The sequence below is a fragment of the Corynebacterium sp. LaCa_282 genome (assembly GCF_057198125.1).
In genome coordinates this window covers 2032612-2057757 of sequence record NZ_CP191095.1, presented here as the reverse complement: position 1 = coordinate 2057757, position 25146 = coordinate 2032612, and the positions used below count along the sequence as shown (strand labels likewise).

General features: G+C 57.8%; 29 protein-coding genes. 19 read left to right on the top strand and 10 right to left on the bottom strand.

Features of this window, described 5'->3' with window-relative positions:
- Positions 1–215 precede the first annotated feature (215 nt).
- Genes rplN through rplE form a run of 3 tightly spaced genes read left to right on the top strand, consistent with a single transcriptional unit; the run spans position 216 to position 1457 of the window.
- Positions 216–584: a 50S ribosomal protein L14 gene (rplN, locus tag ACP8KU_RS09635; protein WP_005276965.1), complete on the top strand. Its 369-nt coding sequence runs from the start codon at positions 216–218 to the stop codon at positions 582–584.
- A gap of 4 nt (positions 585–588) precedes the next feature.
- Entirely contained in the window at positions 589–903 is a 315-nt protein-coding gene (rplX, locus tag ACP8KU_RS09630; RefSeq protein ID WP_484483647.1) for a 50S ribosomal protein L24, read from the top strand.
- Positions 904–905: 2 nt separating this feature from the next.
- Positions 906–1457: a 50S ribosomal protein L5 gene (rplE, locus tag ACP8KU_RS09625; RefSeq protein WP_005281269.1), complete on the top strand. Its 552-nt coding sequence runs from the start codon at positions 906–908 to the stop codon at positions 1455–1457.
- Between the two features lie 95 nt (positions 1458–1552).
- Here the strand turns inward: rplE and ACP8KU_RS09620 are convergent, their stop codons facing one another.
- The 3 genes from ACP8KU_RS09620 to ACP8KU_RS09610 form a co-directional block, all read right to left on the bottom strand.
- Positions 1553–1861 (bottom strand): IS30 family transposase, encoded by a 309-nt coding sequence (locus ACP8KU_RS09620; RefSeq protein ID WP_484484169.1) that lies wholly within the window; start codon positions 1859–1861, stop codon positions 1553–1555.
- A gap of 807 nt (positions 1862–2668) precedes the next feature.
- Entirely contained in the window at positions 2669–6223 is a 3555-nt protein-coding gene (locus tag ACP8KU_RS09615; RefSeq protein ID WP_484483646.1) for a choice-of-anchor M domain-containing protein, read from the bottom strand.
- Positions 6224–6425: 202 nt separating this feature from the next.
- Positions 6426–7436, bottom strand: coding sequence for a hypothetical protein (locus tag ACP8KU_RS09610; protein WP_023030119.1), 1011 nt, complete (start codon positions 7434–7436; stop codon positions 6426–6428).
- Positions 7437–7581: 145 nt separating this feature from the next.
- Between ACP8KU_RS09610 and ACP8KU_RS09605 the strand changes: the two genes are divergently transcribed.
- Positions 7582–8367: a formate/nitrite transporter family protein gene (locus ACP8KU_RS09605; protein WP_005276977.1), complete on the top strand. Its 786-nt coding sequence runs from the start codon at positions 7582–7584 to the stop codon at positions 8365–8367.
- 189 nt (positions 8368–8556) lie between these two features.
- Here the strand turns inward: ACP8KU_RS09605 and ACP8KU_RS09600 are convergent, their stop codons facing one another.
- The 5 genes from ACP8KU_RS09600 to ACP8KU_RS09580 form a co-directional block, all read right to left on the bottom strand.
- Positions 8557–9459, bottom strand: coding sequence for a glycine betaine ABC transporter substrate-binding protein (locus tag ACP8KU_RS09600; RefSeq protein ID WP_005276980.1), 903 nt, complete (start codon positions 9457–9459; stop codon positions 8557–8559).
- Positions 9460–9493: 34 nt separating this feature from the next.
- A complete protein-coding gene (locus ACP8KU_RS09595) occupies positions 9494–10384 on the bottom strand; it encodes an ABC transporter permease (protein ID WP_005276982.1) in 891 nt (296 codons plus the stop codon).
- The gene (locus ACP8KU_RS09590; protein WP_005276984.1) at positions 10385–11578 is read right to left on the bottom strand and encodes a quaternary amine ABC transporter ATP-binding protein; all 1194 of its coding nucleotides are present in this window, start codon (positions 11576–11578) and stop codon (positions 10385–10387) included.
- 198 nt (positions 11579–11776) lie between these two features.
- Entirely contained in the window at positions 11777–12598 is an 822-nt protein-coding gene (gene fdhD, locus ACP8KU_RS09585) for a formate dehydrogenase accessory sulfurtransferase FdhD (protein ID WP_284643764.1), read from the bottom strand.
- Positions 12598–12846, bottom strand: a complete 249-nt coding sequence (locus ACP8KU_RS09580; RefSeq protein WP_284608874.1) for a DUF6457 domain-containing protein — start codon at positions 12844–12846, stop codon at positions 12598–12600. Before ACP8KU_RS09580 ends, fdhD begins: the two co-directional genes overlap by 1 nt.
- A gap of 354 nt (positions 12847–13200) precedes the next feature.
- Here ACP8KU_RS09580 and rpsH point away from each other — a divergent pair, with 354 nt between their 5' ends.
- From rpsH to ACP8KU_RS09545, 7 genes are all read left to right on the top strand, one after another.
- Positions 13201–13584, top strand: a complete 384-nt coding sequence (gene rpsH, locus ACP8KU_RS09575) for a 30S ribosomal protein S8 (RefSeq protein ID WP_005276990.1) — start codon at positions 13201–13203, stop codon at positions 13582–13584.
- 15 nt (positions 13585–13599) lie between these two features.
- A complete protein-coding gene (rplF, locus tag ACP8KU_RS09570; RefSeq protein ID WP_005276991.1) occupies positions 13600–14136 on the top strand; it encodes a 50S ribosomal protein L6 in 537 nt (178 codons plus the stop codon).
- A gap of 3 nt (positions 14137–14139) precedes the next feature.
- A complete protein-coding gene (rplR, locus tag ACP8KU_RS09565; protein ID WP_023016753.1) occupies positions 14140–14541 on the top strand; it encodes a 50S ribosomal protein L18 in 402 nt (133 codons plus the stop codon).
- A 40-nt stretch (positions 14542–14581) separates the two neighbouring features.
- Positions 14582–15205, top strand: a complete 624-nt coding sequence (gene rpsE / locus ACP8KU_RS09560; RefSeq protein WP_005276995.1) for a 30S ribosomal protein S5 — start codon at positions 14582–14584, stop codon at positions 15203–15205.
- Between the two features lie 3 nt (positions 15206–15208).
- The gene (gene rpmD / locus ACP8KU_RS09555) at positions 15209–15394 is read left to right on the top strand and encodes a 50S ribosomal protein L30 (RefSeq protein WP_005276997.1); all 186 of its coding nucleotides are present in this window, start codon (positions 15209–15211) and stop codon (positions 15392–15394) included.
- A 3-nt stretch (positions 15395–15397) separates the two neighbouring features.
- Positions 15398–15844 (top strand): 50S ribosomal protein L15, encoded by a 447-nt coding sequence (rplO, locus tag ACP8KU_RS09550; protein WP_005277000.1) that lies wholly within the window; start codon positions 15398–15400, stop codon positions 15842–15844.
- Between the two features lie 142 nt (positions 15845–15986).
- Complete coding sequence (locus tag ACP8KU_RS09545) at positions 15987–16127, top strand: hypothetical protein (protein WP_005277003.1); 141 nt, start codon at positions 15987–15989, stop codon at positions 16125–16127.
- A gap of 107 nt (positions 16128–16234) precedes the next feature.
- Here the strand turns inward: ACP8KU_RS09545 and ACP8KU_RS09540 are convergent, their stop codons facing one another.
- A complete protein-coding gene (locus ACP8KU_RS09540) occupies positions 16235–17737 on the bottom strand; it encodes an FAD-binding oxidoreductase (RefSeq protein WP_484483645.1) in 1503 nt (500 codons plus the stop codon).
- Between the two features lie 11 nt (positions 17738–17748).
- Complete coding sequence (locus tag ACP8KU_RS09535) at positions 17749–19056, bottom strand: class I SAM-dependent methyltransferase (RefSeq protein WP_284902294.1); 1308 nt, start codon at positions 19054–19056, stop codon at positions 17749–17751.
- Positions 19057–19433: 377 nt separating this feature from the next.
- On the opposite strand from ACP8KU_RS09535, the gene secY reads away from it, so the two are divergent.
- The 8 genes from secY to rpsD all read left to right on the top strand — a co-directional run bounded on the left by secY (position 19434) and on the right by rpsD (position 25033).
- A complete protein-coding gene (gene secY, locus ACP8KU_RS09530) occupies positions 19434–20759 on the top strand; it encodes a preprotein translocase subunit SecY (protein ID WP_023030124.1) in 1326 nt (441 codons plus the stop codon).
- Entirely contained in the window at positions 20759–21304 is a 546-nt protein-coding gene (locus tag ACP8KU_RS09525) for an adenylate kinase (RefSeq protein WP_126318292.1), read from the top strand. The genes secY and ACP8KU_RS09525 overlap by 1 nt, the downstream gene beginning before the upstream one ends.
- The gene (gene map / locus ACP8KU_RS09520) at positions 21304–22098 is read left to right on the top strand and encodes a type I methionyl aminopeptidase (RefSeq protein WP_023030125.1); all 795 of its coding nucleotides are present in this window, start codon (positions 21304–21306) and stop codon (positions 22096–22098) included. Before ACP8KU_RS09525 ends, map begins: the two co-directional genes overlap by 1 nt.
- A gap of 79 nt (positions 22099–22177) precedes the next feature.
- Positions 22178–22969, top strand: a complete 792-nt coding sequence (locus ACP8KU_RS09515; RefSeq protein ID WP_005277016.1) for a L,D-transpeptidase — start codon at positions 22178–22180, stop codon at positions 22967–22969.
- A 259-nt stretch (positions 22970–23228) separates the two neighbouring features.
- Positions 23229–23447: a translation initiation factor IF-1 gene (infA, locus tag ACP8KU_RS09510; protein WP_003854422.1), complete on the top strand. Its 219-nt coding sequence runs from the start codon at positions 23229–23231 to the stop codon at positions 23445–23447.
- 182 nt (positions 23448–23629) lie between these two features.
- Positions 23630–23998 carry a 30S ribosomal protein S13 gene (gene rpsM / locus ACP8KU_RS09505; RefSeq protein ID WP_005281309.1) on the top strand — a complete coding sequence of 123 codons (369 nt, stop codon included), beginning with the start codon at positions 23630–23632 and terminating at the stop codon, positions 23996–23998.
- Between the two features lie 3 nt (positions 23999–24001).
- Positions 24002–24406, top strand: coding sequence for a 30S ribosomal protein S11 (gene rpsK, locus ACP8KU_RS09500; protein WP_005277076.1), 405 nt, complete (start codon positions 24002–24004; stop codon positions 24404–24406).
- A 21-nt stretch (positions 24407–24427) separates the two neighbouring features.
- Positions 24428–25033 carry a 30S ribosomal protein S4 gene (gene rpsD, locus ACP8KU_RS09495; protein WP_023016758.1) on the top strand — a complete coding sequence of 202 codons (606 nt, stop codon included), beginning with the start codon at positions 24428–24430 and terminating at the stop codon, positions 25031–25033.
- The last annotated feature ends 113 nt before the right edge of the window (positions 25034–25146 follow it).

Below are 25146 nucleotides of genomic sequence, written 5' to 3'. Positions count from 1 at the left end.
GTTTGCACTGTTTTGGAAGTAGCTAAGCCATGTGGTTCAATGTATAGGTTGCGAGAGCTGGTCGGTCCGTAGCGGTGCGTTTCCGAATCGCCGGTCCGAGACCCATCGACGCTTTTACGTGTTCGTTGTAAAGGCTCGAGCACAGCAAGTTTGTAGACCGCGTGTGGCAAGGACGGAAATCTTGTCGCACATCAATCCAGGTCAGGAGACCCATAGTGATTCAGCAAGAATCGCGTCTGCGCGTCGCCGACAACTCTGGTGCACGTGAGCTTTTGTGCATCCGCGTTCTCGGTGGCTCCGTCCGACGCTTCGCTGGCATCGGCGACATTATCGTCGCAACCGTCAAGGACGCTGTTCCAGGCGGCAGCGTTAAAGAAGGCGATGTAGTTAAGGCAGTTATCGTCCGCGCGAAGAAGGAAACCCGTCGTCCGGACGGTTCCTACATCCGCTTTGATGAGAATGCTGCAGTTATTCTGAAGGGCGATAGCGAACCTCGCGGTACCCGTATCTTCGGCCCGGTTGCTCGTGAACTTCGTGACAAGCGTTTCATGAAGATCGTTTCTCTAGCACCGGAGGTGATCTAATCTTATGAAGATCCATAAGGGAGATATGGTGATTGTCATTTCGGGCCCAGATAAGGCCGCGAAGGGCAAGGTCATCGAGGCATACCCGAAGCGCGAAAAGGTCCTCGTTGAGGGCGTTAACCGCATCAAGAAGCACGTCGCAAACTCCGCTACCGAGCGTGGCGCCGAGTCCGGCGGAATCGTTACCCAAGAAGCTCCGATCCACGTGTCCAACGTTGCGATCGTTGACTCCGAGGGCAACCCGACCCGCGTGGGCTACCGTTTCGACGAGAACGGCAAAAAGGTCCGTATCGCGCGTAGCAACGGGAAGGACATCTAAAAATGAGCGAGAACTACACCCCGCGTCTGAAGACTCGCTACCGCGAGGAAATCCGCAAGAACCTGAACGAAGAGTTCAACTACGACAACGTCATGCAGATCCCTGGCGTCACCAAGGTCGTCGTCAACATGGGTGTTGGCGAAGCTGCTCGTGACTCCAAGGTCATCAATGGCGCTCTCGAGGACCTGACCGCTATCACCGGTCAGAAGCCACAGCTGCGTCGCGCAAAGAAGTCCATCGCGAATTTCAAGCTGCGTGAAGGCATGCCGATCGGCGCACGCGTTACCCTGCGCGGCGACCGCATGTGGGAATTCCTGGACCGTCTGCTGACCATCGCGCTGCCACGTATTCGTGACTTCCGCGGTCTGTCTGACCAGCAGTTCGACGGCCACGGTAACTACACCTTCGGTCTGTCCGAGCAGTCCATGTTCTACGAAATCGACATCGACAAGATCGATCGTCCCCGTGGTATGGACATCACCGTCGTTACCACCGCTACCAACGACGAAGAAGGCCGTAAGCTCCTGCGCGAGCTCGGCTTCCCGTTCAAGTAAATAGAGCGCCAAAAATCCCAACTCCCTACAAGGAGTTGGGATTTTCTAGTTTTAATGTCAGCCTTGCATTCTAGGGGTCGTTGCAGCGATGATGGTTACTTTGGTGTGATACTACCGGTTTGTGTCAGGGCGTTGGTCATGACTTCGGCTGGGGTGCGCCAGTTGAGTGCTTTGTGTGGTTTGTGGTTGTGAATGTTGGCGATCATCTCCAGGTCCTCGGCGCTGTAGATGGACAGGTCGCTGTTTTTGGGAAGGTTTCTCCTGAGCCTGCCGTTGGTGTATTCGTTGCTGCCTAGTTCCCACGGCGATCCTGGATGGCAAAAATAGATGGGAATGTCAGCGGTCATGGTAAAAGCTTTATGGCCAGCCATTTCACTTCCTAGGTCGGGTTGGGCCCTCCTTATTAAGATTTAAAAACAAAAGGAACGTCGAAGCTATCATTAGCCCAAGGGAGAATGTGTAATTTGAATCATTCAATAATCCACCAAAAATCGATAGTATAAACCCGACGAAAAATACCCCAGCTTCCGATCTTGGGTAAAAATCTCTACGTATAGAGGTGTTGTACAGAGCCAAGAATATTACCGCCACAGCAATAGGGAAGACCCTTAATTCTCCCCAGAAAAAGCCTGCTAGAGAAGTGGATACAAGAATGATGAAAGGAGTTAAAGCAGATTTCGATATACGGCTAAACAAAGCTAATCACATTTCTTACGGGGAACCTTCGCCCGTCCATTGGTCATAAATTGCTCAGGGTACCATGTTGATTCACGTGGACCCAATTTCTCTTAGCGGTCAATTTATTCCATTATGTAGTCGGGCTATCACTGCATACAGGCTCAATTTCTACTGACTTTCCCAAGAACCCGTAAACAGTTAGATAAATTTAATTTGCATAGTGTTTCTTCGATAATAGGGAATGAGCCAGAAAGGTAGGTAGGCACCCAGCATAATCCATTGAACTATTTTTAACATGCTGAATATAACCGTTCAGTTTAGTTTCCGCCCCATTCGGGCAGAGGTTAAAAGCTTGGTGCGTAAATAACCACGTCAAAACGCAAAATGAGCCCGGCCCGAACTGGTAAGCGACCATGCTCGGGGCCGATCTCTGCGTCAGAAGTAGATGCTTCTTGGGGTCTAAGGTCGTGGAGCAGTTCCCCGGTGAGAGTTCGTTGCAGTGGGGCGGTGCAACGAACCCCGGAGCTTAAGGGCTACTGACTGTCCTTAGACTGCTTTTTCACCAACACTATGCCGCCGACAATAAAGAGTGCGGCGAGCACGAGTACCCAACCGATATTGGCACCCGTGGAGGCTAGTGCACCGTTGTGGGAGCTGGAGGAGCCTCCGCCGGATCCGGAGCCCGGACCAGAGCCACCGCCTGCTGCACCCTTAGCGGTTGTGGACTTGCTGGAGCCCTCCGACTTCCCAGTGCTATTTCCCTTGGCACCTGCATTCGATCCGGACGAGGTAGAAGCCTTGGACGTTTCGGAGCCCGGCTTATTAGTGCCGGTGCTATTCGAGCCGTTATCTGGCTTGGTAGCGCCTGGCTGCTTATCCTTCGAGGAGTCTGCGGGCTTGCCCTCTTCCTCATCGCTTTCTTTGTCAGCGCCTTTTCCGCCGGGCTGGGTGGTTGAATCGCCTACGAGGAAGGTCACGGTGTGCCAGTCGGTGAGTTTGTCACCGTTGTTGTTGACGGTGCGCATGTCCATCTCGTAGCGGCCTGGTTCGGTAAAGATCCAGTGCGCGTGGACATGAAAAGGACCATCCTCAACGCCCTTAATCGTATGGGTACCGTTGCTATCGGCTAAGGTCCGTTCCGGTGTGTTCAGGGAGGCAGTGTGGCCGGCCCACCATTGTCCGTCCGTAGGCGCTGACTTAGGACGAACCTCGATAGCAGCGTCACGGTAGTCTTGCCCGACCTTGATCGTGTCCCATCCCGGCCACACAGCATTGTGATCCTGTTGTAATGGCAGGTGGTAAATCGTTGAGCCAGTCTTTACCATTCCGGTAAAGGACAGCGTCTTAGCCAGAGAGCCAGCGACCGGCACGCGTTGCGCATCGTGAATGCGCAACGCTACGTCTTCAGGCACGTTGTGGCGGTTGTCTTCGTTGACATAGAAGCCAAGTTTATTGTCCACAACCTTTGGCCCGAAGTCGATGTGGCCCTTGGTGATCTCGCGCTTTTTGGAAGGCTCTTCGCTGGGAGCGGGGTCCGTGACATAGAAGCCAAGTTTATTGTCCACAACCTTTGGCCCGAAGTCGATGTGGCCCTTGGTGATCTCGCGCTTTTTGGAAGGCTCTTCGCTGGGAGCGGGGTCCGTTGACTCTGGGGTTGGTTCCTTCGATGGGGCGTTGTTGTCGGTTGTGCCGTCGGTGCTGCCATTGGGGCCGCCTTCGGTCGCATTGTCATTGCCCTTGGTTGGTGGGGTAGCAGATGATGAATCCTCGGTAGCTACCTTGAAGCGCAGAACGGCCTTCTTCGCGGTTTTGCCGTCTTTTTCGGCGACCGTGACACCGACTTCATACGTACCGGGCTTGTTGAATGCCCAGTTGAGGTGCATGTGGTCAGGGCCTTCGGTGGTATAGGAATGCGTACCATCGCTGCCGGCAAGGCGCTGGTCTAGGCCGGTTTGATCAGCCAGATATGCCAACCATTCGCCGTCCTTCGGGGCTTTGACGGGGGTGAAAGTAAAGGTGTAGTCCTTCTTGGTGTCCTGGTACGCATCTTCGGTGCTTATCCCAGGCCACACCACGCCGGTGCGCTGTGTCTCTGGCAGGACGTAGGCTGCGCTGCCTTTCTTTCCAAAGTGCGGGATGTCCTTGTTCAAGGTGGTCTTGACCTGCTTGGGAACGGTGAAAAAGACATCGGAAGGCTTACGCCAGATTGCACCAATATGGTACAGATTCGTCTCGTCCTTGATGCCTAGGTGCAGCTCACCGTCCTCGTGGATTGGGGCGATATCGACGTGGCCTCGGTGCAGATTGAGCTCCTTGTTGGGGGTGTCCTTATCCTTCGGGCCCTGCGGTTTGGGTTTGGGGACATTGGGGACAGAAAGCTTCGGGGTCGTGGAAGGTGCTTCAGGGGAAGACTCTTCGGTTGGGGTGGAACCCTCTGACTCTTCTGCTTCTTCCGAACCTTGCGGCTTCTTTGGTGTGTTGGAGTCTTCTGGATTCTCCGAGCCTTCTGGTTCCTGCGTGTCCGCGGAATCGGGAGCATCTGCGAACGAGACGGTGGTCTCAGCTATCGGCTTATAAGCCTCTTTGTGAGTATGGCTAAATAGCGTGGCGCCGCCGGCATCGGAACGCGAATCAGGAACGATGCGTAGCATGAGCTGGTAGCCGGGCTGCTTACAGCTATCGATGAGTTGCCTGCTCGTCCTTTGTCCTGGCCCGGAAGTAAAGCCGATTTCGCAATCTGCAATATGCTTTTCCGGTAGGTTGGTCATCGGTTCGCCATTTACCTTGTAGAAGCCGCCGGTAACGCGCACCGTGGTGCGGTCATCTTCGGGCTCTACGGTGATGTCGATATTGCGGTCACCATCGCCGTATACCTCGCTGGTGGACACGGTGATATCTGGGCTCTCGATCTTAAGGGGCTCTGTCTCAAACGGCTCTATCTCTTCCATTTCGGGAGTAGGAAGCTCCCCGCTTTTCGTTGTAAAAGCTTCGTCATCTTTAGCGGCCCTTTCCTTGACGGTGACGGCGCTGGTCCAGAACTCCACGGGTTCGGATACCCAGCGTGGGCTTGGGGCGTCATCGTCTGGGATAAAGATGGCTTGGAAGTCGGATTTTTCTTCACCGATCATTTCATCCCACGATGCCTTACCGCCTTCTACCTTGCGCTCGGCAAGGTAGTGGCCATTGATGGTGAAGACGGCGCGGCCGGTGTCTTTGGCATTTCCCGTATCGAGTGACAGCGTGGTGAGGATGCCTTCCTTCGCGCCCTTGGTATCGGCTGTGGAGGGAGCCATCTTGAACATAGGGGCATCGGACTCGGAATCTTCGGCTGCGGAGCCTTCAGACTTGGCGTCGTTAAAGGCAGCATCAAGATCGGTAATCGTGCGCTCGGCGGGGTTGGTCCCGCCTACCTGCCAGACTAAGGTTTGTGGCTCGGAGTGGATGAAGGTGCCATCCTTCTTTCGCGCAGAAGCGCGGTAGGTGACCTCGTAGTGGCCGGGACGGGTAAACGTCGTAGCGTTATGCGTATGCGTTCCCGCGTTAACCCATGTGGTACGGAATCCCGGATCGTGGGAGGACCAGAGTCGGTTGAGGGGGTAGTCCTCTCCGTTGTACCTAAATAGCTCCATGCGGCCGGGGCCCTTAAAGTCCACGATCTCCATGTTGAAGGACTTATCGCGGAATTGATCGGTAGGTAGATCTGCAGCGGCGCCGAACCCAGCCCAGATGGGCATGGTGTTTTTCGGGAAGCCGACCGCGGGGCCGCCGTAGTACATGAGCTGGTTTGTCTTGGCCTTAAGAAATTCAAAGCGTGGGTCATCGGGCACGCGCCAGGCATAGGCTCCTAGGCCGCCGTCGACGCGGCCGTGGCTCACCCAGTTGATCGTGTCCTCGATGGGGACTAGGCCCGCACTATTGGACATGAGCTTGAAGTTCCCGTCCTGCCACACCGCGTGCGGGGAATCCACGTGTGTTTGGGTGCGGACAATCGGGGCATCGCCAGCGAGGGCGAGGGGAGCGTGGAATAACGCGAGCGCCAAGGCCACCACTATGGTGGCAAAGCGCGCAAATGAGGTGCGCAAAGGCATAAGGTTCTCCCAAGGTTAAAGGCAGTGAACTTTTATGTAGATTCAAACGAATATTACACTATTGCAAACCGTTATCGGTACATATAGTGAGGTGAGGGAAAATATACCTGTGCGCTGGGAAAAGGGAGGATATGAAAAGTCCCTACTTCCGGCGGTGGAAGTAGGGACTGCGGGGAGTAGGCGGCGGAGGAGTGGCCGGCGATTAAGCCTTCTTGTCCTTCGCGGTGTGGGTGGTGCCCTCGTATTGCCATCCCACAACGGCATTGCGCACGGCGGCCTCGAGGGGGTTGGCGGGCTGGATGCAACTAATCGTCAGCAGCCTGCCTGGCATCGCGTCCTCGCCCCATACGCTGGAGTCACCGGCCAGGCCCTGTTTATCGGGGTCGTGGAGATCGGTTGCGGTGTAGATGAGCCAGTTCTGGTCGGAATTCTTGGTGCGGACGTAGAGCTTATCGCCGATGCTGACCTTGTGCTCGTTGGCGGCGCCATTGTAAAGCTTATTGAATACGGCAGGCACACCCGCGCCGGTGTGGCCGGCGATGACGACGATATCCTCGGCATTGGTTCCCGGCAGGGAATACGGGCGATCATCGGCGGTATAGGTGCAGGCCTTATCCATGGTGTCAGGGTTGATGGCGCCATCGAGCACGCGGCAATTGTCATCGTCGAACTTCGCATGGACATCGATGGCGGGAATGAACATCTCTACCGCGGCGGATGGCTCGATGACGGGGGCTTGTTCCGCAGTGACCTCGTTGGTCTCCAGGCCTTCCGGCGGGCTGATGCTGCGATTGATGGAGCTGATGACCAGCAGCGTGACCACGATGCCGGCGGCGATGCGCAGGACCCAGGACGACTTCCACGCATCTTTGACGCGATCCCATCCGGAAGGCTTCTTCCGGTGCCTGGGCAGGGAGGTCTCCTTGAGGCGACGGTTGGGGTAGCGGCGCTGAATGCGTCGCGCGTGGTTTTCGGCCTTGCGCCAATCGCGATCGTCGGAACGGTGCCTGCCGGAGCGTCTAGGCTGGGCTCCTATGGCGTCGCTGCTCGATGGCCGGGGGCGCGTGCTGCGGGTCCTGCGGGAATAAGACGTAGCGGCAGTGTTGCTTTCTGATGCCGCCGAGTGGCGCGATCGCGCCGCAGAACGTTGGGGCCTCTCCCTCCGTGGCCGGTCTTGGTGGTCCATGCGACCTTCGAGGAAAAATAGGGACATTAGGGACGATAGGGGTGGGTGTGAACCAAGTTTATAGTAATAATTTCTGTTTAGTTTTATTGACGCGGTGAATGCATAACGCGCTACGATAATCCGTGATTCTCTTGTCCGTATAAGTACAGCTAAATAAGGAAAATAAAAAACGGTGTCTCTCAACGAAGCTGCCAAGGCCGGATCCCTGAAAAAGGCCGCCCTACTCGATCAATCATTTTCACGATTTTCTGTCCGCGCAATCCTCGCCGGTGTGTATCTGTGCATCGGCACCGTATTTGCCGGCGTCGTTGGCCAAGCGGTGGAAGGGCTTGCCCCGGGCCTGGGGTCCGTGACCTTTGCCCTGTTCTTCGGCCTAGGCCTCTTCGCCATCGTTATCCTCGGTGCGGAGCTGGCCACGGGCAATATGATGTACATGGTCTACGGGGCGATACAGAAGCACTTGTCCTGGGGTAAGGCTTTCTACGTACTGCTTATTACCACGATCTTTAACCTTGTCGGCGCCATCATCTTTGCCGCCGTCATGGGGATGTCCGCCAAGCTCGCGAATATGGATCCCTCGCACCTGTTGGTCACCATCTCTGAAGGCAAGCTGACCAAATCCCCGCAGGGAATGCTTGTAGAGGGCATGGCCGCGAACTTCGTGGTCAATATGGGCATCGTTGGCGCGGTCTTTGCCAAGGAAATCGTGTCGAAGTTCATCGTCATCGTCCCGATTATCGGCATTTTCGTGGGCCTAGGCCTGGAGCACGTGATTGCCAATTTCTGCCTCTTTGCGCTCACCTTCTTCGGCAGCGATCCGCTGCCGGCAGCGCTGACCGTTGGCAATGTTGCTCTCAACTGGACGCTGGTGTGGATTGGCAACTTCATCGGCGGCGGCTTGCTCATCGGTGGCGTGTACGCCTGGCTCAATAATGGGCCGGAGGACTACCGCGACTAGGCCGTGCAGTGACTTGCGGGGTTCGCCGCATGGGGGAGCCCCGCTGGAGCTGGTTTAGAGCCGGTATAGGGCCGAAACAAGGTTATGACAAAAGGGTGCAGCCTCGACCACACAGTATGGAAGAAGCTGCACCCTTTACTGTGTTCCTTTACTCCCCCTTTAAATGGTGGGGAGTGAAGGAATTACTGATTAGTCAATGTCCTTGACCACGTCGGGGTTCTTATCCAGCCAGTCCTGGACGGCGTCAGGCTCTTTGCCTTCCTCGAACTGGTTAACAACGTTGTCCTCAAGGGAGCCATACTGCTCATCGTCCAGCTTCAAATCGCCGAGCCACTCGGAGACCTCAGGGAATTCGTCGCTGAAGCCATCGCGTGCCAACCAGTGCAGGGACTCAGGATCGCCCAAGGAGCCTTTAGGATCCTCAAGATCCTTGACCGGGAACTTGGCGTTGGCCCAGAACGGGCGCCACAGGGTCACAACGATGTCGTCCTCGTTGTCTACGGCGGTCTGTAGCTCGGAGAGCATGGCCGGGGTAGATGAGGTCGACAGGTTGTAGCCGTCCTCATCTAGGCCGTAATCCTCGATGGCCTTCTTGGAGGCCTCGGTCAGACCAGCACCTGGTTCGATGCCCACGACGGTGTCGTTGAAATCGGCGGACTTGCCTTTGAGATCCTCGATGGAGTTGATGTCCTCCATGTACTCCGGCACGGCCCACGTCAAAACGGCGTTGTCGTAGTAGGAGCCCAAGTCCTCGATGTCATCGGAGTACTTGTCCATGTACTGCTCGTGGGTCTTTTCAGACCATGCAGAGGGGTAGATATCGATATCGCCGTTGGCAAGGCCGGCGTAGAGCACGGCGGCATCGGTAAGCTCTTCGTGCTCAACGTCGTAGCCCGCTGCTTCCAGCTTGTTTTCCAGCAGGTACGCGGTGGACAAGCCATCGGTCCAAGAGGGCAGGTAGCCCAGGGTGATGGTGCCCTTATCGCCGTCGGAGCCGCTCGCATCCGAGTCGGAATCGTTATCCGCGCAGGCTGCCAGGCTGAGTGCTAGGGCAGCGGCCGAGGTGGCCGCAATAGTCTTGCGAATTTTCATGAGAAAACCCTTTCTGTAGATGGAGAGAGATGGTTTACGATGTGGAGTTTTTCTTCTTTCGCAGCAAGGAAAGCAGCGAAGAAGGGTAATGGGAGGGATTGCCCAATGCCGCGGTCAGGCGGTCCAAAAAGACCGCAAGGATGACCACGGCAAGGCCAGCTTCCACGCCCTGAGCCACGTCCAAGGTGGAAATGGCCGAGGTCACTTCTTTACCCAAACCATCGGCACCGACCATACCGGCAATAACGGCCATGGACAGCGAGAGCATGATGACCTGGTTAATACCAGCCATGATGGTGGGGATGGCCAGTGGAATCTGAATACCGCGCAAGATCTGCCCGGAAGTCGCACCATAGGAACGGCCGGCTTCCACGGTCTCTTGGTCTACCTGCCGAATGCCTAGCTCGGTCATGCGCACGCCTGGCGGGAGGGCGAAGATGATGGTGGAAAAGACACCCGGGACAACACCGATGGAAAAGAACGTGACCGCTGGAATGAGGTACACGAAGGCTGGCATCGTCTGCATGAAGTCCATGATCGGGCGCACGATGGCGCTGACGGTATTTGATTTCGCCGCCCAAATGCCCAGCGGGATGGCGAGGATAACCGCGGTAAGCGTGGAGACCAAGACCAGAGACATAGTCTGCAGCATGGTGTCCCATTGCCGCATGCCTAGGACGAGGACGAAGCCGATGATGGACCCTAGCGCGAGGCGCCACGACCGGAAGAACCAAGCGATAACGGCGAAGATGACCAGCATGACTGCGGCTGGCACGGAGGTCAGGGCTTCAGAAAAACCCTCCACCAGAAACTTCATCAGGGCACTAAAGGCATCAAAGAGCCACTTGGCATTGTCCGTAAGCCAGTCAATGCCATCATTGGTCCAATCCCCAATGGGAATGCGAGGAATGACGTTTTCATCCATTTAGGCGTTCACCTCTTTCGAATCCGTGGCTACGGCACCAAGGAGTACCTCGCGCGAGATCGTGCCCGTGAGCCGCCCATCATCGTCAGCAACAATGATGGGGGAAGGCGAATCCGCAGCGAACTGGAAAAGCTCATACGTGGTGGTGTTTTCTTCCACCACGTGCATGTGGTGTGCGGCCGTTTCAGGGAGCGCGCTTGCGCCTTGGCTTTCGGCCTCCCGCAGATCCTTTTCCCACAGCACGCGGGTAGGGCGTTGATCCTCGTCTACGACGACTACCCACGGGATGTCGGATTCGCGCAGCTGGTCCTGTGCGGTCGAAATATCGTCGTGCGCGGAGACCACGTTGGCAGTGTCCTGGGCAATATCGCCAGCAGAAAGCACGCGTGAGCGGTCAACGTCTTGAACAAAGTTCGCCACGAAGTCATTGGCCGGCTGCTGCAGGATTTCCTTAGCGCTGCCGATCTGGACGATTTCACCCGCCCGCATCATCGCGATGCGATCGCCAATGCGCATCGCCTCATTCAAATCATGCGTAATGAACAAGATGGTTTTATTGAGCTCTTTTTGCAGGTTGATTAGCTGATCCTGCATTTCTTTACGGATGAGCGGGTCGAGGGCGGAAAAGGCCTCATCCATGAGCAAGACGTCAGTATCCGCGGCAAGCGCACGGGCCAGGCCCACGCGCTGCTGCATACCGCCGGACAGCTCACCGGGTAAGTGATTATCCCAGCCTTCGAGCCCCACCATTTTCAGTGCTTCTCGGGCTTTTTCCTCGCGCTCCTTGCGGGAGACACCCTTGATGTCGAGGCCGTAGGCGGCGTTCTCGGCCACCGTGCGGTGGGGAAGAAGCGCGAAGTGCTGAAAGACCATGGAAATTTTATCGCGGCGAATGCTGCGCAACTGGGATTCCGACATCTCTGTGAGGGAGGTGCCATCAATTTCAAGGGAGCCTGCTGTGGCTGGTAAGAGGCCATTGACCATGCGGATAAGAGTGGACTTACCGCAGCCAGACAAGCCCATCACCACGAAGATTTCGCCAGGTTCGATGTCAAAAGAGGCGTCTATAACCGCAGCCGTGCTGCCTTGTTCCATTAATTCTTCACGGCTGGTGCCGCTTTTTAGAGCAGCAACCGCCTTATCTGGATTATTTCCAAAGACTTTGTAGAGCCCTCGCGCAGAAATTCCTGTCATGCAGTCCTCCTGACAATGCGCAGAGATAGAGGTGAATAGGGAAGGTATGGACCCATCCGCGGCCCCAGGGCAATAAATAGTGGGGATTAGACGAAACGCGCGTTTGTGGGCTTTACCACCTTTCTACACTTCCACGGATGATGGTGTAAGCCAAAATGGAGGTTTTTCACAGGAGAATTAAATATTTGAAATAAATTATTATTCCGCGAGCGCGCCTGAATAAAGGTTAAAGCGATCGGCACGGGCAAAGCCCACCAGCGCCATGCCGGTCTCGCGGGCGGTCTCTACGGCAAGGGAAGAGGCGGCGCTGACGGCAACGAGCATGCCAAAACCGGCCATGGCGGCTTTTTGCACCAGCTCGAAACTGGCGCGGGAGCTCATGACCAAAATGAGGTCATCGGCGGGCAGGCGCTCTTCCATGAGCAGGTGGCCAATGACCTTATCGGCGGCGTTGTGCCTGCCTATGTCCTCGCGGATGACCACCGGCTCACCCTCGAGGGTAAAGGCGCCGGCGGCGTGGATTCCGCCGGTCTTGCGGAATTCCTTTTGGGCGGCGCGCAGCTTCTCCGGCAGCTGGACCACCAGCTGTGGGTCCACGGGGATCTGGGGGATGGGGTAGCGAGACTTCTTCGCCAGCGCCTCGATGGACGAAGTGCCGCACACCCCGCAGGCCGACGTCGTCGTGGTTAAGCGGAGATCGCTCAAGTCCAACGGCGTATTCTTCACCAAGTCTATGTCCAGCAGGTTATAGGTATTCATGCCCTCGACGGTGGAACCGGCGCAGTAGCGGGCAGTGGTGACATCGGAAAGCGCGGCAATATGCCCCTCGGAGTGGAGGAAACCGTGCGCCAGCTCAATATCGTGGCCCGGGGTGCGCATGGTGGTGGTGATGGTCTGCCCGCCCACGCGAATCTCAAGCGGCTCCTCACCGGCGACGGTATCGGCGCGGGTATCTACCTGCGCATGCTCGCCCAGGCGGACCTTCGTGACGGCAAAGGTGGCATTCTTGCGTCCGGCCATTACTTCAGTGCCTCCTTGAGGGTTTCGATATTTACCTTGGCTTCTGCAGTGCTTGCCGATGCCAACCCCACCACGAACGCCGTCAACGGTGCTGCCGGCCGCGATTGGGTATGGGCCACGTCCTTGGTTAAATCCAGCAGTTCCCGGGTTAGCGCCGTGGCCTCGTGGGGCTCGAGGTTTAATAGCCGTGCGGCTTCTTCGAGCCATTGGTGGGCGGTGTGGATCGGATCTTCGTTCTCGGTATTCATCTCAACTACTCCTCAACTATGTGGCGCTGTATCCGACTGTAATGAATGCAGGGGATTTATTTGGAAAACCGCAGGATATGGCGTAAAGTGTTCCCGCGTGCCTGCGCTGCAGCCGGTGCACGCGCGAAGCCTTGCGGGTTTTGCGTGCTGAGCTGGTTAAACGCAGAGCCGAACAAGAATTGAACATCAACTTTGTTGTAGGCCCCTCGCCGTTTATAGCGGACCGTTGTCTGAATCAAAGGGTGGCGAGCGCCTTGCGGTATTGACCGTGAGGAGCGTGAGTAGCCCGAAATCACACGGAAAACGCTTTGGTGAGAACGGGAACCGCAACGAGAAAGGTACACGGTCACTCATATGACTATGACTGATCCTATTGCCGACATGCTGTCGCGCGTGCGTAACGCAAGTAACGCACACCACGACGTCGTGTCGATGCCTACCTCCAAGTTGAAGGCAAACATTGCTGACATCTTGAAGCAGGAAGGCTACATCGCTGACTACACCGTTGAGGGCCACACCCTGTCCCTCGAGCTGAAGTACAACAACCGCGAGCGTTCCCTGTCTGGTCTGCGTCGCGTGTCTAAGCCGGGTCTGCGTGTGTATGCAAAGTCCACCGAACTGCCACAGGTCTTGGGCGGCCTGGGCGTGGCTATCATTTCCACGTCCCACGGTGTGCTGACTGACCGTCAGGCTGAGGAGAAGGGCGTAGGCGGAGAAGTTCTCGCCTACGTCTGGTAAAGGGAGGTTTGACACATGTCTCGAGTCGGTCTAGCACCGATCGCCGTACCAAACGGCGTCGAAATCAACATCAACGGCCAAGACGTTGAGGTCAAGGGCCCTAAGGGTACCCAGAGCGTAAACGTTCCGGATCCGATCACCATCAACGTGGAAGACGGCATCTTGACCGTTTCCCGCCCTGATGATCACCGCAAGCACCGTGCACTGCACGGCCTGTCCCGCTCGCTGCTCAACAGCGCCGTCATCGGCGTGACCGAGGGCTTCACCATCAAGATGGAAATCTTTGGTGTCGGCTACCGTGTGCAGCAAAAGGGCCAGGACCTGGAATTCAGCCTGGGCTATTCCCACCCGATCCTCATCAAGGCTCCGGAGGGAATCACCTTCGCAGTGGACGGCAACACCAAGCTGTCCATTACCGGTATTGACAAGCAACTAGTCGGACAGATCGCCGCTAATATCCGTCGCCTGCGTAAGGACGATCCTTATAAGGGCAAGGGTATTCGCTACGAAGGCGAGCAGATCCGTCGCAAGGTCGGAAAGACGGGTAAGTAAGCAATGGCAAACACTGAAAACACGAAGCGCACTCCAGTCGGCAAGGACATTTCTTCTCGTCGTCGCGAAGCACGCGCACGCCGCCACTTCCGTATCCGTAAGACCCTGCGTGGCACCCCTGAGTCCCCGCGCTTGGTCCTGCACCGCTCTTCGCGCCACATGCACGTCCAGGTCATCGATGACCTGGCAGGCCACACCCTGGCTTCCGCATCCTCCATGGAAGCGGACATCCGTGCACTCGAGGGCGATAAGAAGGCAAAGGCTGCCAAGGTGGGCGAACTGATTGCTGAGCGCGCCAAGGCCGCTGGCATTGAGCAGGTCGTCTTTGACCGCGCAGGCTACAAGTACCACGGCCGCGTCGCTGCGCTGGCAGACGCCGCACGTGAAGGTGGTCTGAAGTTCTAATGATCATCGTCAACGGAAACATCAACGGAAGGATCGCGTAATGTCGGACCGTGAACAGCGTGACGGCGGACGCTCCGCCGAGAACAACAAGAACAACCGCGGCGGCAACGGCCGTCGCAACGATCGTCGTAACCAGCAGGACAACGAGCGCGATAAGTACATCGAGCGCGTTGTGACCATCAACCGCGTCTCCAAGACCGTTAAGGGTGGCCGCAACATGTCCTTCACCGCTCTCGTCGTCGTTGGTGACGGCCAGGGTCAGGTAGGCGTTGGCTACGGCAAGGCTAAGGAAGTTCCGGCTGCAATCCAGAAGGGTGCAGAAGAGGCTCGCAAGAACTTCTTCCGCGTACCTATGGTTGCCGGCACCATCACCCACCCGGTAGAGGGTCGCGACGCAGCGGGCATCGTCATGATGAAGCCCGCCGCTCCTGGTACTGGTGTCATCGCCGGCGGTGCTGCTCGTCCGGTGCTCGAATGCGCTGGCGTGCAGGACATTCTGTCGAAGTCCCTGGGCTCCGACAATGCACTCAACGTCGTCCGCGCAACCGTGGACGGCCTCAAGCAGCTGGTCCGCCCCGAAGAGGTTGCCGCACGCCGCGGCAAGTCCATCGAAGAGGTCACCCCGGCCCGTATGCTGCGCAAGCGCGCAGGTCAGGAGGCATAAACAATGGCTCTGAAGATTACACAGGTAAAGGGCCTGGTGGGCACCAAGCCGAACCACCGCAAGAACATTGAGGCTCTGGGCCTCAAGCGCATCGGTCAGTCCGTTGTCAAGCAGGACACTCCGATCATCCGCGGTATGGTTCACAAGGTTCGCCACCTGGTCACCGTCGAAGAAGTGGCAGGGGAGTAAACCATGGCTGATATCATCAAGCTGCACGACCTGCGCCCAACCGCAGGAGCAAATAAGCCCAAGACCCGCGTTGGCCGCGGTGAGGCATCCAAGGGTAAGACCGCTGGTCGCGGTACCAAGGGTACCGGCGCTCGTAAGCAGGTTCCCGCTGCTTTCGAGGGTGGACAGATGCCCATCCACATGCGTCTGCCTAAGCTCAAGGGATTCAAGAACCCGAACCACGTTGAGTACCAGGTTGTTAACGTGGCTGACTTGGCCGAGAAGTTTGCCGATGGCGGCGACATCACCGTCGCTGACATCGCAGCTGCTGGCCTCGTCCGCGCTAACCAGCCGGTCAAGGTTCTGGGCAGCGGCGACATCAACGTTAAGTTGAACGTCACCGCAGACAAGTTCTCCAAGTCCGCTGTAGAAAAGATTGAGGCTGCTGGCGGTTCCGCCAACACCAAGTAATCTGGACTAGAGACTAACTACACCCCCTTTCCTCGCACCTTGTGTGCGGGGCGAGGGGGTGTAGTCGATCTATGCGGACGTATGCATGGCAGTGGTAGTGTTATCACCGTAAACACTCATCCCTACTAGCTAGGAGTTTGCTATGTCGTCCATTTCTTCATTCCTTGCCGCTGTCATCTCCGCCGTGCTGGCGCTCGCCGGCTCCACCGGCCCCGTTGACGCCAACCCGCAGCTGTCCCAGCCGGATAACGCTGAGACCGCGCAGGTGGCCCAGGAGCAGTAATCGCGCTGATTTAAGCCTCGGGCCTCGTCAGAGATTGGGCCCGTAGCTGCAAAAAGGGTGGAACGCTTTCACGAGCGTTCCACCCTTATGTGGTTTTGGGAGCCGTCCTATGCCTCGTCCACGGTCTTTTCAAAAAGGCCGGGGAAGCGGTCATCGGGGTCCGTTACGGCCTTGATGGCATCGGGAAGCTTCCCGCCATAGAGTTCCTCGAACCGCTCGCGGGAGTAGAAGGCCTCGGAGTACAGCGACTTGTGGCCACCCAAGTCATTGACCTTTTCTTCAATGACGCGGTTGAAGGCGCCGTTGCCAGGAGCGCTGGGATCGACGTGATCGCCGTCCACACCGGACCAGAAGCCGACGTTGACCCACGTCTTGCCGGGGCGCAGCGGGTACAGCGGCCAGGGGTCCTGGGACTCGGCGGCAATGTCGCCGCTGCCCACGAGTTCGCCCACGCCATCGCGCAGGCGGATGGGGCACAGCCACACGGGCTGGATATCGGAGGCCTGGAAGAACCAGTGGAGGAACTCCGGAAGGTTTTCCGGGGTGACCTCAATATCCTGGACCACGCGCTCGGCGCGCGGCTTGCCGTGCGGCTTTTTGATGAAGTTGTACTCCAACTCGTACTTTCGGTCCAGGCGCACCAGCTTCCAATAGAAGGAGCTGCGGCGCAGCTCGCGCGGCCAGACCTTGCGCACCTTGGGGTTCTGGGCGCCAAAGGCACGCGAGCACCAGAACCAGTCAGTATCCCAGCGCCAGATATAGTCGCGGATGGTAAGGCGGTCGCGCCGCATGCCCTGGGCGTGCTGCAGGCTGCGGTAGTAGATCTTATCCCGCGTGTAATCGGAGGTAGGGCCCTCCTCATAGGTAAAGCGGGCGAAGACGAGGTAAGCCTCGTCCTCGGAAAAGACCACGCCGTCTAGGCCATCGACGGTCTCACCCTCGTGGGTGTGGTTGACGGAGACATCGGCAAGCACGCGGCTTGCCTCCTCCACCGTGTTGAAACGTTGCTCGCGCAGCTCCACGTAGGGCGGGACGGGCTCGAGCTCGATCTTCAGGCGCACCGCGTAGCCCAGGGAACCGTAGGAATTGGGGAAGAGGCGGAAGAGATCGACGTTCTGCTCGCGCGAGCAGGTTAGGATCTCGCCGGTGCCGGTGAGGATGTCCATCTCGATGACGGATTCGTGCGGCAGGCCGTTGCGAAAGCTCGTGGATTCCACGCCCATGCCGGTCACAGCGCCGCCCAGAGTGATGGTTTTTAGCTGCGGAACCACGAACGGCATAAGGCCGTGCGGCAGGGTGGCATCGACCAAGTCCTCGTAGGTGCACATGCCCTGCACGTCGGCGGTGCGGGCGAGGGGATCGACCTCGATAACCCCGCCTAGGCCGGAGACATCAAGGCCTACCTGATTCTCGCTGCGGCCGCGGAAGAGGTTAGAGGTCTTTTTGGCCAGGCGCACGCGCTTTCCGGCGGGGACCTCGCGGAAGCTGCGCAGCAAGGTGTCTACGCCGGCGCGGTGGGCCTGCCAGCCCACGGGCTCGATATGCACGGCATCGACCGGGCGCGGCTGCAGGGCAGAAACGCGCTCGCGTAAGTGATCCAAAAGGGTCATATGGGCTCCTTTTAAAAGCGGCTGTCTTCCCACCAACGGCGCTCAGGAACGCCGGCGCGGGAGCCGGCCTCGCCGAGCTTGATGCCCAAGAAGTGGTAGAGGTTAATGATATTGCGCTCGAAGCCCCACTCCGAGCCGGCCATGTAGATGCCGTAGAGGCGCGCGGTGGGCAGGCCGACCAAATCGCATGCCTCTTCCCAGTTCTCCTTCAAGTTCTCGCACCACTCGTGCAGGGTGCGCATGTAATCAAAGCGCAGGGATTCGGTGTGGAAGACCTCGAAGCCATTGTCCTGCATGGCCTTGGTGACGTTGCCGGAACCGGTGAGCTCGCCATCGGGGAAGATGTAGCGGTCGATGAACCCGCCCTTGGGCGTCTTGTGGTTATCCGGGTAGGTGATGTTGTGGTTCAACATCAGACCGCCGATCTTGAGCTTGCTGTACATGAACTTGAAGAAGTCATTGTAGTTCTGCACGCCGATGTGTTCGATGATGCCGATGGCGGAGATGGCATCAAAGCCTTCTTCGGTGACATCGCGGTAGTCCATGAAGCGGACCTCAGCCAGATCCTGTAGGCCTTCTTCCTCGATCTTCTTTTGGCCCCACTCGGCTTGCTCCTGTGACAAGGTCACGCCGATGGACTTCACGCCGCGGCGTGCGGCGTAGCGCACCATGCCGCCCCAGCCACAGCCCACGTCCAGGTGGGTGTCGCCTTCTTTCAGGCGCAGCTTGTCAAAGATGAGGCGGTACTTGTTTTCCTGTGCCTCCTCCAAGGTGGCATCTGGGGTGGGGAAGTAGGCGCAGGTATAGGTCATGGAATCGCCCAAGAAGAGCTCGTAGAAGTCATTGCCCACGTCATAGTGATCAGAAATGACGTCGGCATCGCGCTCCTTGGAGTGCTTGGACAGGCCATCGTGCAGCTTGCGGCGCAGCCAAGAGGCGCGCTCTACCTCGGGCACCGGCTGGATGTGGAAGGCGCCCATGGAAGCCAGCGAACGAACCACGCGTGCCAAGTCTTTAGCGCCAGGCTTTTCAAACTTGTCATACATGGCGTGCAGGGCATTGAAGATGCCGTACGGGTGGGCGGGGTGCTCGCCTTCTACAGAGATGCCATCGGTGACATAGGCGCGGGCGAATCCGACATCGCCTGGGTGGGTGGCAATATAAGCAAGTCCGCCGAGGCTATTGATGGTGACCTTGTAATCGGCATCGGCAGGGCCGGTGGCCGAGCCATCAAAGGCCTCCCAGCGGAAGGGGTTGGGACTAGGGATAAAGACGTCGATGATCTCAGCAACGGTCATCGGCGTGAATTTTTTGCTCATTCAGACTTCTTTCGCAACGTTGGGTTCACACCAATAACGACCTTGGCGTTTAGGGACCGCCAGGCCGGAAAACTACGGGTAAAAAATTGCGCAGGGCAATAATTAACATGGTAAACCCCCAGCGGAATAAGCGCGAAAGAATGGGCAATCATTGTCACATAATGCGGGTTAGATGTGGCACGCAGATATAAGGCTGGTAGGGTTATGGGGTCAAAAGTGTTCCACCGTTCCTTTGGGACTCCTTGTCTTTACTTCTTAACGCCAAGTGAGAAAGATGTGGAGCCCTGCGGGAGCCATAGAGTGTCCACCTCCGTGTGTTGCTGCGTGAGGAATCCATAGATTCGCGCGTGACAGCGGTAGGCCAGGAGGATTTTGTAGTGTCCGCCATTTTGCAGGCTTTTAAGGATGCCGACCTACGCAAGAAGATCATCTTCACCATCGTGATGATCATTGCGTACCGCATCGGTGCACAGATCCCGTCGCCGGGTGTAGATTACGCGTCAATTGCAGGGCGCCTGCGTCAGCTGACAGAGGAATCCGGAGACCTCTACTCCGTGATTAACCTGTTTTCTGGCGGTGCCCTATTGCAGCTGTCGATCTTCGCCATCGGCATCATGCCCTACATTACGGCGTCCATTATCGTGCAGCTGCTGACCGTGGTCATCCCGCGCTTTGAGCAGCTGAAGAAGGAAGGTCAGTCTGGGCAGGCGAAAATGACCCAGTACACCCGCTACCTCACGCTCGCCTTGGCGCTGCTGCAATCCTCCGGCATCGTCGCGCTGGCGGACCGCGAGCAGCTGCTGGGCCAGGGCGTGCCGGTCTTGGCGGAAGACCGCAACTTCTTCACCCTCATCCTGCTGGTAGTAACGATGACCTCCGGTGCCGTCCTCGTGATGTGGATGGGCGAGTTGATTACGGAAAAGGGCATTGGCAACGGCATGTCTCTGCTCATTTTCGCCGGTATTGCGACGCGCCTACCTACCGATGGCATGAATATCCTGCAAAACAACGGCGGCATGGTCTTCGCCATGGTGCTGGCTGGCCTTATCGTTCTGGTCGTCGGCATTACCTTCATCGAGCAGGGCCAGCGCCGCATCCCGGTGCAGTACGCCAAGCGCATGGTGGGCCGGCGCCAGTACGGTGGTTCTTCCACCTATCTGCCGCTGAAGGTCAACCAGGCCGGCGTTATCCCGGTCATCTTCGCTTCCTCGCTTATCTACATGCCGGTGCTGATCACGCAGATCGTCAACTCCAGCTCCGTACACACCCCGGATAACTGGTGGCAGCGCAACGTTATTGCGCACCTACAGGCGCCGTCGTCCTGGCAGTACATCGTCTTGTACTTCCTGCTGACCATCTTCTTCGCGTACTTCTACGTCTCGGTGCAGTACGACCCCGCTGAGCAAGCCGATAACATGAAGAAGTACGGTGGCTTCATCCCAGGCATCCGCCCGGGCCGCCCCACCGCGGAGTACCTCGGCTTTGTCATGAACCGCCTCCTGAGCGTCGGTGCCCTGTACTTGGCGTTGATCGCCATCCTGCCGAATATCCTGCTGGACCTTGGCGTTGGCCACTCTTCGGCCGCCGGCACCTCCGCCTTTGGCGGTACGGCCATCTTGATTATGGTCTCCGTCGCCTTGACCACGGTCAAGCAAATTGAATCTCAACTTCTCCAATCCAACTACGAAGGACTACTGAAATAATGCGTCTTGTACTTCTCGGCCCTCCCGGTGCTGGCAAAGGCACCCAAGCAGCAATCCTGAGCGAAAAGCTCGGCGTCCCACACATCTCCACCGGTGACCTCTTCCGCGCCAATATTGGCGAGGGCACCCCGCTCGGCGTCGAGGCGAAGTCCTACATCGACGCCGGCAAGCTCGTGCCTACCGATGTCACCGCGCGCATGGTAGAAGAGCGCCTCAGCCAAGACGACGCCAAGAATGGCTTCCTCTTGGACGGTTTCCCGCGCACCACCGAGCAGGCAGACATCCTGGAAGAGCTGTTGTCCAAGAAGGGCGAAAAGCTCGACGGTGTATTGAACTTCGAGGTTTCTGAGGACGTTGTTGTCGAGCGCATGATGGCCCGCGGCCGCGCCGACGATAACGAGGAAACCATCCGCACTCGCCTGGGTGTCTACCGCGATGAGACCTTCCCACTTATCGAGCACTACGGCGACGCCATCATCCCCATTAAGGCAGAAGGCTCCGTCGAAGAGATCAACGCCCGCGCCATGGAAGCACTGGGGAAGTAGTGGCTTTTCGGCGCCGCACCAAGCGCATTCCCGCCCGCACCCCGGGCGAGCTGGATGCCATGCAGGCGGCTGGCGAGATCGTCGGCAAGGCGCTGCAGGCAGTTCGCGCCGCGGCGGCGCCAGGAGTGAGCACGCTTGAGCTCGATGCGGTGGCGGAACAGACCATCCGCGCCGCCGGTGCCACCCCTACCTTCAAGGGCTACGAGGGATTTCCGGGCTCCATTTGTTCCTCCGTTAACGATGTCATCGTGCACGGGATTCCGGATGCGAAGACCGTGCTTGCCGATGGCGACCTCCTCTCCATCGACTGCGGCGCCACCCTCGATGGCTGGGTAGGAGATAGCGCGTGGTCCTTTCCCATCGGTGAACTGGACCCGGACGTTGCGGCATTGAACGCGGCGACCGAGTGGGTGCTCATGGAAGGACTGCAGGCGATGGTCCCGGGCAACCGCCTGACCGACGTGTCCCACGCCTTGGAGCAGGCAACTTACCGCGCCGAAGACAAGTTTGGCGTATCCCTTTATATCGTGGATGGTTACGGCGGTCATGGAATTGGCCGGACCATGCACGAAGAGCCCTATTTGGAAAATGAGGGAAAGCCTGGCCGCGGGCCCGTCATTCAGGAGGGCTCCGTCCTGGCCATCGAGCCAATGCTTACTTTGGGCACCGTCGATAGTGCGGTGCTAGAAGATGACTGGACGGTGGTCACGCTCGACGGTTCCGTTGCCGCACATTGGGAGCACACGGTAGCCGCGACGGCGGACGGCCCGCGTATCCTCACCAGGCGCTACTAATAAATTCCCAGTACATATTCCCTGAAAAATCGCCGCTTAAACTAGGCGTAAATCCCCTGAAAGGTTTATACTCACCACTATGTCTAAATTCAGCCTCCGCAAGTTAAGTGCCACCGTTGCTGCACCAGCAGTGGCTGGCGTCATGGCATTGAGCACGATTGCCGGCGCCCCTGCAGCCTCTGCTCAGCAACTCCCTTCCCTCGATCAGCTCACTGCCCAGGCCCAGCAGCAGCTTGATAACTTCCACGGCCAGACCCGCGACCAGGCATGGCAGACCCGCAATGACATCCTGGACCAGGCTGAGAAGTACACCCCGGAACTGGTGCCTAACGTGCAGTCCGCAGTCGATAGCGCCCTGGAATTCCTCTTTCCGGGCCTAGTGGCTCAGAAGAACGAGGAAGCACGCCAGGCTCGCGAGGCTGCTGAGCGCGCACACGCACAGCAGATTGCGGAAGAAAAGGCGAAGGCTGAAGAGGCGGCGCGCCGTGCGGAGGAGCAGCGCCGCGCTAACCAATTCGACCGCGGCTCCTGCCCGGCAGATGCCAAGATTTGTGTCGACCTTGACGGCCGCCGCACCTGGCTGCAGGAAGGTGGCGACGTATCCTACATTTCCCCATCCATGTCCGCCGGCATGGTGGGCGAGGAAACCCCGCGCGGTACCTTCCACGTCAACCGCAAGGTGAAGGACGAAATCTCCCGCGAGTTCAATAACGCGCCGATGCCGTTCTCCATCTACTTCACCAATAACGGCCACGCTTTCCACTTGGACAACACCAACGTTGACTCCAATGGTTGCGTTCACCTGCCTTATGATGCAGCGGTTCGCTACTGGAACGATGTCCAGATTGGTGACAAGGTCTACATCTACTAATTCGGCGTAGCTCACCGCGTTAACGCGCCTCGCCCTCGCGCTTGGTTCCGGAACTTGGAACTGAGCGCGAGGGTATTTTTAGTTTTCCGCTGCCGGTTGGGGATTTATGAAAGTGCGTGCGGTTTGGAAATCGTGTCGCTGCAGCGTATGCTGGTTTGACGGTGTATAGCGCCAGTAGGTCTGGTTGGCTTGCACCACCGCAGTAGACAACAAACATGCAGGTGACAGGTACTTGTCTGTCGCCAGAAAAGTAGAGGTTATGGCTAAGGAAGGCGCAATTGAGGTAGAGGGTCGCATCGTCGAGCCTTTGCCAAACGCAATGTTCCGTGTCGAGCTCGACAATGGGCACAAGGTTCTTGCTCACATTTCCGGTAAGATGCGTCAGCACTACATCCGCATCCTCCCGGAGGATCGCGTCGTCGTAGAGCTGTCTCCTTATGACCTGACCCGCGGACGCATCGTCTACCGCTACAAGTAAACACAGTCAGCCTCCTCACCCAAGGGCGAAGCATGGCTTTGTCCTGTACACCTCAGGCTACGGTGGCCTGAGCCCGCACTGGTAAGCAACCCAAGGATTCCCGGCACGGTCCGGGCGAAGCGTTGCATGGAGCGGGACGGATGGGGAGAAAACCGCCGTAACAACCCGAAAGGACACGCCTTATGGCACGTCTAGCTGGTGTTGACCTTCCACGCAATAAGCGTATGGAGGTCGCTCTCACCTACATCTACGGCATCGGTCCAACCCGTGCCAAGGAATTGCTAGAAAAGACTGGCATTTCTCCTGACCTGCGCACCGACAACCTGGAAGATGAACAGGTTTCGGCACTGCGTGACGCAATTGAAGGCTCCTGGAAGGTAGAGGGTGACCTCCGCCGCCAGGTTCAGGCTGATATTCGTCGCAAGATTGAAATCGGAAGCTACAAGGGTCTGCGCCACCGTCGCGGTCTGCCGGTACGCGGTCAGCGTACGAAGACCAACGCGCGTACTCGTAAGGGCCCGAAGAAGACGATCGCAGGAAAGAAGAAGTAGTTCATGCCTCCAAAGACTCGTTCCGGCGCACGCCGTTCCGGCCGTCGCGTCGTCAAGAAGAATGTGGCTCTGGGCCACGCATACATCAAGTCCACCTTCAACAACACCATCGTCTCGATCACCGATCAGACCGGTGCTGTTATCTCCTGGGCATCCTCTGGCCACGTTGGCTTCAAGGGTTCCCGTAAGTCCACTCCGTTCGCTGCGCAGATGGCCGCTGAAAGCGCCGCACGCAAGGCAATGGACCACGGCATGAAGAAGGTTGACGTATTCGTCAAGGGTCCGGGCTCCGGCCGCGAGACCGCCATCCGTTCCCTGCAGGCTGCAGGCCTCGAGGTTTCCTCGATCACGGATGCAACTCCACAGCCGCACAACGGCTGCCGTCCGACCAAGCGTCGCAAGGTTTAAGGGAAGGAAAGAGGTAAGAAAATGGCTCGTTACACTGGCCCCGCTACCCGCGTATCCCGCCGTCTTCGCGTCGACTTGGTCGGCGGAGACATGGCATTCGAGCGCCGCCCGTACCCTCCGGGACAGGCTGGCCGCAACCGCATCAAGGAATCTGAGTACCTGCTGCAGCTCCAGGAGAAGCAGAAGGCAAAGTACACCTACGGTGTGCTGGAGCGTCAGTTCCGCCGCTACTACACCGAGGCTAACCGCCTCCCAGGCAAGACCGGTGACAACCTGGTCATCCTGCTGGAGACCCGCCTGGACAACGTAGTTTACCGCGCAGGTCTGGCACGCACCCGCCGCCAGGCTCGCCAGCTCGTTTCCCACGGTCACTTCACCGTGAACGGCAAGAACATCAACATCCCGTCCTACCGGGTTACGCAGTACGACATCATCGATGTCCGCCCGCGTTCCCAGAAGATGGAATGGTTCGAAGACGCTCAGGACGCTCTTATCGATGCCAACGTACCGGCATGGTTGCAGGTCGTTCCTGATACGCTGCGCATCCTCGTGCACCAGTTGCCCGAGCGCGCTCAGATCGACATTCCGCTGCAAGAGCAGCTCATCGTCGAGCTTTACTCGAAGTAAACTGTTATACCGCACGGCCCTGCAAGGCCACGCGGTCCATCAGGAATCTTCAACCTCAAGATTTTTACCCCCTCTACCGGCGTCAAATAGCGGTCGCCGAAAAGGAGAATTGC